A 5144-nucleotide genomic window follows, 5' to 3' on the forward strand; every position below is an offset into this window, starting at 1 on the left:
AAAAGTCGGTTGGCGAGTTAATAACAAGTGGTTATACTACGATCAAATTACTTTCTCTCTCAAAGCACCCTGGGGACATCTTCCCACCCTTGTGTGGGGTGTGGGTGGTGGCATAATTCTTTTTTCTCGTCTGGAAACCTGTACGATGGACGGAGTTTCCAGCAGGGGATAAATTGACTTAAAAGCTTTTCTGGAGAATTAAACAATTTCTCCCTTCGCCAGTGCGGATATATTGTAAAGTATCAGTAAAAGAACGCATGAAAAGTAATCCTCGATCGCTTTCCATTTCCAAAGGTGCGAGGGGATGTTGTTGTAGAGAATCAAGTTTGGCTTGCAGATCAAAAGGTTGACCGTGATCCCATATTTTTATTTCTAGAGAATGGGACGAAAAAGTTAATTCTAGATCGATCGCTGTGGTCGGTGGTAAATGTTGGTGAGCGTAACGGACAGTATTAGTAAATCCTTCTGCTAAAGCCACCTTACACTGCCAAAGCACCGAGTCGGGTAGAAAAGAACGGCCGTGGGATTCAAACCATTGTAGGACTGGGATTAAAGCTGCCAATTCCGTCCGGACTTGTAGATAGAATTGGAGGGGGGAAGAAGGGGAATTTAAGACTTCAGAAGGCACCACTGTTTTTTTGAAAGAGAATCAAAATTGTTTTAAAAATCAGTTGTAGATCGTAGCCTAAACTCCAATTTTCTTGATAGCGCAAATCTAGTTGAATTACCTCTTCAAAATTACTCACCCGAGAACGACCATTCACCTGCCATTCTCCCGTCATACCGGGTTTTACATCTAAACGTTGCCATTGGGGAACATCGTAGCGTTCCACCTCATCGGGGGTGGGAGGACGAGTGCCAACAAGACTCATTTCACCGGTGATCACATTCCAAAACTGGGGCAATTCGTCTAAACTGGTGCGACGTAAAAATTTTCCTACCCGGGTAATCCGGGGATCATTTTTATTTTTAAAAAAAGCTCCCTCCGCTTGATTAGGGATTTTATCCTTGAGTGCTTCTGCATCCACACACATGGAACGAAACTTAAGAATTTTAAATTCCTTTCCCAACCAACCGCAGCGGGTTTGACTGAAAAAAATTGGACCCGGACTGTCTAACTTAATAGCAATAGCAATGGGGACAAAAATAACCCCCGTGATTAATAAACCCACGATTCCACCAACAATGTCAAGACCGCGCTTTAACCAACTGCGAATCGAGGGATGGGTTTCCGGTAGATGGTTTTCATTGGCAGTAAAGCCCTTTTCTTGGGCTGCTAGGGGGGAGGTTTGGAAAGTGAATAATTGATCTAGTCCCGTAATCGATAAAACCCCCATCACTGGGGGATGGACGTTAGCCAGAGCTAACTCGATATTTTTTTCCCTAGCCGCTTTGAGATTATGCACTAAAGCACCCACACCACTACTATCCATAAATTGAGTGGCATTTAGATCAAGAATGACTTTTTCGGGAGTGGGTGTTTGGGCGATGAGATGGTGAAACAAATCCTTGAACTGTACTGCTTCCAAGACAGTCAAGCGATCCGGCATCCGCAAAACCGGATACTCCATCGGAATGATCAGAAAACGTGTTTCAGGAATTTGGGAAGTCATCGACACAAAGAGGTGGTTTGATAGATGAACAAGGCCTGATGACCCACTTAAATGTTTACTACACTTTTCCCCAAATACCAATGGGTAATGTCAGAGATTACCTGTGATCATCGGCTAACGAATCTCACCTAGGGGCGGACGGCCTTGGGTTTGGGCTTTCGCTTTGGCTGCACTCTTTCTCAGGGCATCTAAACGGGTCTCATAACGCTTACGCAGACGACGGTTGGGCGTTTGTTCAATTAGGGTTTTAAAGGCACTGCCTAGGCTCTTGTAGGCGTTGGGGAGAGAATAACCGAAACGGGTGGCCAAGGCGATCGCTTTTTCATCGGCTTCGATCGCTTCTTTGAGAATTTTATCGCCATTATTTTTGCGCCAGAGACGATAACCGGAAATCCCACATAATCCCATAGCCAAAAGCAATAATAACCCGTCCTGTACCCATAATTCCCCCACCGCACCACCTAAGCCAATAGCGAGGGCGGCCATTTCCCAGCCTTCCCGGGGAATACTATCATTTTGAATCCTGGCGACTTCATGCCAAAAGAGCAAATTACGCTGATCGATGGCTAAATTTTCCCATTTGGCTAAATCTATCTGAATTTCTACCTCATCTCTGCCAATTTCTTCACAACGGATCAGGGGGGGATTAACCTCTGTGGAACCTTCTACCGTTACCCAACTTTGTAATTCTGGAGGTAGTAGGGTTTTTAGGCGCCGAAGTTCGCTCATTTCGGCTCGTGCAGAGGAGGCCGCATAAGATGTCATAGATTTTTTACCTATTCTCTACCAATGACGATGATTTCTATTTTCGATCATAGCGGTCTTTTTTGTGATCTTGGCAGCTTTTGGCAGTAGGAAGCATTTTCAGTGATCAGTAATCAGTCATCAGTGAGGGAAGTGGGAAGTGGGGAGTGGGGAAGTGGGGAGTGAGAAGTGGGGGAGATGGGGAGAAACAATCCATAACTGGGTTTTTAAAGTTCGATTGGGAGTCAATCATACTAAGTAGGTGGGTGTTAAAAATTGTCAGATACCCCCCTTATTAAGGGGGGATTAAGGGGGGATCAGCACCCCCCTTATCAAGGGCGATCCCCCCGCCTATCGGCACCCCCCTTATCAAGGGGGGCAGGGGGGATCAAAGACAAAATCTCTCTTCTATTTACTTATTAAATAGACTGTAACTTGTGCTGGCTAATGCTCAAATATATCTTTGTATTGCTGTAAATCTAAAGCGGTGAAGATGGGGATACAACTAAAGCATTTTTGGGCTAATTCCCATCTTTCTTCCCTTTGCATCATCACAATTAATTTATCTCGCACTGACAGTAAATAGCGCACATCGTTAGCAGCATAACTCAGTTGTTGTGGGGTGAGATTAGCGGCATTTCCCCAATCAGAACTCTGAGCGGTTTTGTCTAATTCTATGCCTTCCAATTCCTGCACGAGACTTTTTAAACCGTGACTGCTGGTATAAGTCCGAGCCAGTTTACTGGCGATTTTGGTGCAGAAAATCGGTTGAGTGGCAATGCCGAAAGTATGGGATAATTGAGCCACATCAAAACGGGCGAAATGAAAGACTTTTTCTATCCGCTCATCTTCCATGACCTTTTTGAGATTAGGAGCCTCTGTTTGCCCCCTAAAAACGCGAATAGCGGTGACAAAACCACTGGGATCACAGAGTTGAATTAAACACAGTCGATCGCGCCCCGGTATTAATCCCATAGTTTCTGTATCTACAGCGATCGAATTAACCCCTAGATAACGGGATAATAGGTCATCGCTTAAATCTCGATCGCACACTTGAAAATTGTCTAAGTTCATATAGTTAGAAGATAGGAGACAGGAGACAGGAGACAGGAGGGAAATTTGTAATGCTTTTGCCTATCGCACGACTGCCTTTATTTCCCTGATAAGTAGTTGGACAAAAGTAAAGTTAACTGTGGGGTAAGGAGTCGGTCGTCAGTAAGAATTGCGGCAATTTACATTTCTTAAGATAGACCACAGAATTTATGTCCGACTACTTAAATGATAACTGATAACTGATGTTAAAAACTGGTAATTAAATTTAAGTATCATCGGGGGGATTTTGTCAACGCTTTTTAACAAAAAGTTGTGTAAAATAATATTCACCAACATTATTTTTAGCGATACCGATACCGGTGAGATTATAATCACCAACCATATTTTTTTGATGGCCGGGGCTATTAATCCAACCCTTGACGGCAACGCTAACGGGGTCAGGATATCCCTTCATAAAAGCCAAATTTTCGCCCATTTTTTCTAAAGGAATCTTCCTTTGTACTGCCTTGACTCTTCCCGCAAAACCATCATGACTAAAAGGAGCCTGTTTATGGGCCATTTTTTGACTAAATAAGCGAGCTTCATGACTAATACGAGCATCGAGACGTAGGGGCGGTAAATTTTGAGAAATTCGGTAGCGATTAACTTGATAATTAGTGTTTTCTTCGAGGGTAATTAAAAAAGATTGATTCTGGATAGGATCGTAGCTAAGGGAATTAGTAGAAACAGGAGCGGATTGACGTTTTAGAAATATTTGAGTAAAGTACAATTTTCCTTGATTATCCGTCGCTACTCCAATCCCGGTACTATCAAAATCTCCCTCCATATTTTTCCGATGACCTTGACTTTTAATCCAGCCATCCACAGCAATCATTACCGGGTCATCATAACCTTGATTAACTGCCACATTTTCCCCCACCGCTTCATAGGGAACCGAAACACCAATAGTTTGCGCTCTTTTGTCAAAATCTTGATGACTAAAAGGAACTAAACCCGCGGCCATACGTTGGCTATGTAATCTTGCCTGTTGCGAAATTGCCCGATTTAACAGTAGGGGAGATAAATTGCGAGATAGACGATAGCGATTGACCTGTTGATAGATTTTATTCTCTAAAACAAGTAAAGTTGCCGCATCTAAAGGAGAGGGAGAAGGAGCGGGAGAGAAAGATGGCACGAGTTCCGTAAAAGAGCTATAGTTTAAGGCACTACAGGCCATTAAACTTGTCGATACAAGCATCAAAATTCCTAACCGATAAGGTTTCTTAAAAAAACTTTTCATCAAAAAAATTGGGTCTGAAACCCCGCCGTTCTAGGTTGGATTTACTGTTAAATACTAGCGCATTTACAGGATATATGCCAGAAGGTCAGGTATGGGGAAAGCCGATCGCTACCGATTTTACCCAACACCAGAACAAGAGTCGCTATTGCGGCACACCTTGGACTGTGTAAGATTAGTTGACAATAAAGCTCTCCATGTCAGAACACAGAGAAATCACAGCGAAGGGGTTTGAGTTGAATTTCCCTATTTCCCCATTTTCCCAGTCCTGGTGGCGACCTGTTGACCAGAGGGGGGTAAATCTGTTAAGTAGGATTTGCTGAAAAAGTTTGTTGGTGGGGGCAGGGTGTGGGGTGTGGGGTGTGGGGTGTGGGGTTTTACCGATTTTGAGGTAGTCAGTTACCTAATTTTCAGGGAAAAAGTACCTGAATTTTACCCCCGATCCCTCCAATGGTCGG

General features: G+C 43.6%; 6 protein-coding genes and 1 pseudogene. 2 read left to right on the forward strand and 5 right to left on the reverse strand.

The genetic code is table 11. The annotated features are described in order from the left end of the window. Positions 1-172, forward strand: a 172-nt coding sequence (locus PX481_RS08580) for a GUN4 domain-containing protein (protein ID WP_288094388.1), incomplete at its 5' end; no start/stop codon positions are given. 6 nt (positions 173-178) lie between these two features. Here PX481_RS08580 and PX481_RS08585 read toward each other — a convergent pair. The 5 genes from PX481_RS08585 to PX481_RS08605 form a co-directional block, all read right to left on the reverse strand. Beyond that, positions 179-631: an ATP-binding protein gene (locus tag PX481_RS08585; protein ID WP_288094383.1), complete on the reverse strand. Its 453-nt coding sequence runs from the start codon at positions 629-631 to the stop codon at positions 179-181. Then, positions 618-1613, reverse strand: a complete 996-nt coding sequence (locus PX481_RS08590) for an anti-sigma factor antagonist (RefSeq protein ID WP_288094385.1) — start codon at positions 1611-1613, stop codon at positions 618-620. The genes PX481_RS08585 and PX481_RS08590 overlap by 14 nt, the downstream gene beginning before the upstream one ends. Positions 1614-1727: 114 nt before the next feature. Next, complete coding sequence (locus PX481_RS08595; protein ID WP_002756971.1) at positions 1728-2378, reverse strand: DUF3318 domain-containing protein; 651 nt, start codon at positions 2376-2378, stop codon at positions 1728-1730. Positions 2379-2801: 423 nt separating this feature from the next. Next, entirely contained in the window at positions 2802-3431 is a 630-nt protein-coding gene (locus PX481_RS08600; RefSeq protein WP_288026676.1) for a ribonuclease D, read from the reverse strand. A gap of 268 nt (positions 3432-3699) precedes the next feature. Beyond that, a complete protein-coding gene (locus PX481_RS08605) occupies positions 3700-4689 on the reverse strand; it encodes a CAP domain-containing protein (RefSeq protein ID WP_147069599.1) in 990 nt (329 codons plus the stop codon). 91 nt (positions 4690-4780) lie between these two features. Here PX481_RS08605 and PX481_RS08610 point away from each other — a divergent pair. Next, a pseudogene (locus PX481_RS08610) lies at positions 4781-4897 on the forward strand (helix-turn-helix domain-containing protein); the annotation flags it as partial. Positions 4898-5144: the final 247 nt, after the last annotated feature.

It is taken from the genome of Microcystis sp. M53603_WE2 (assembly GCF_030065435.1).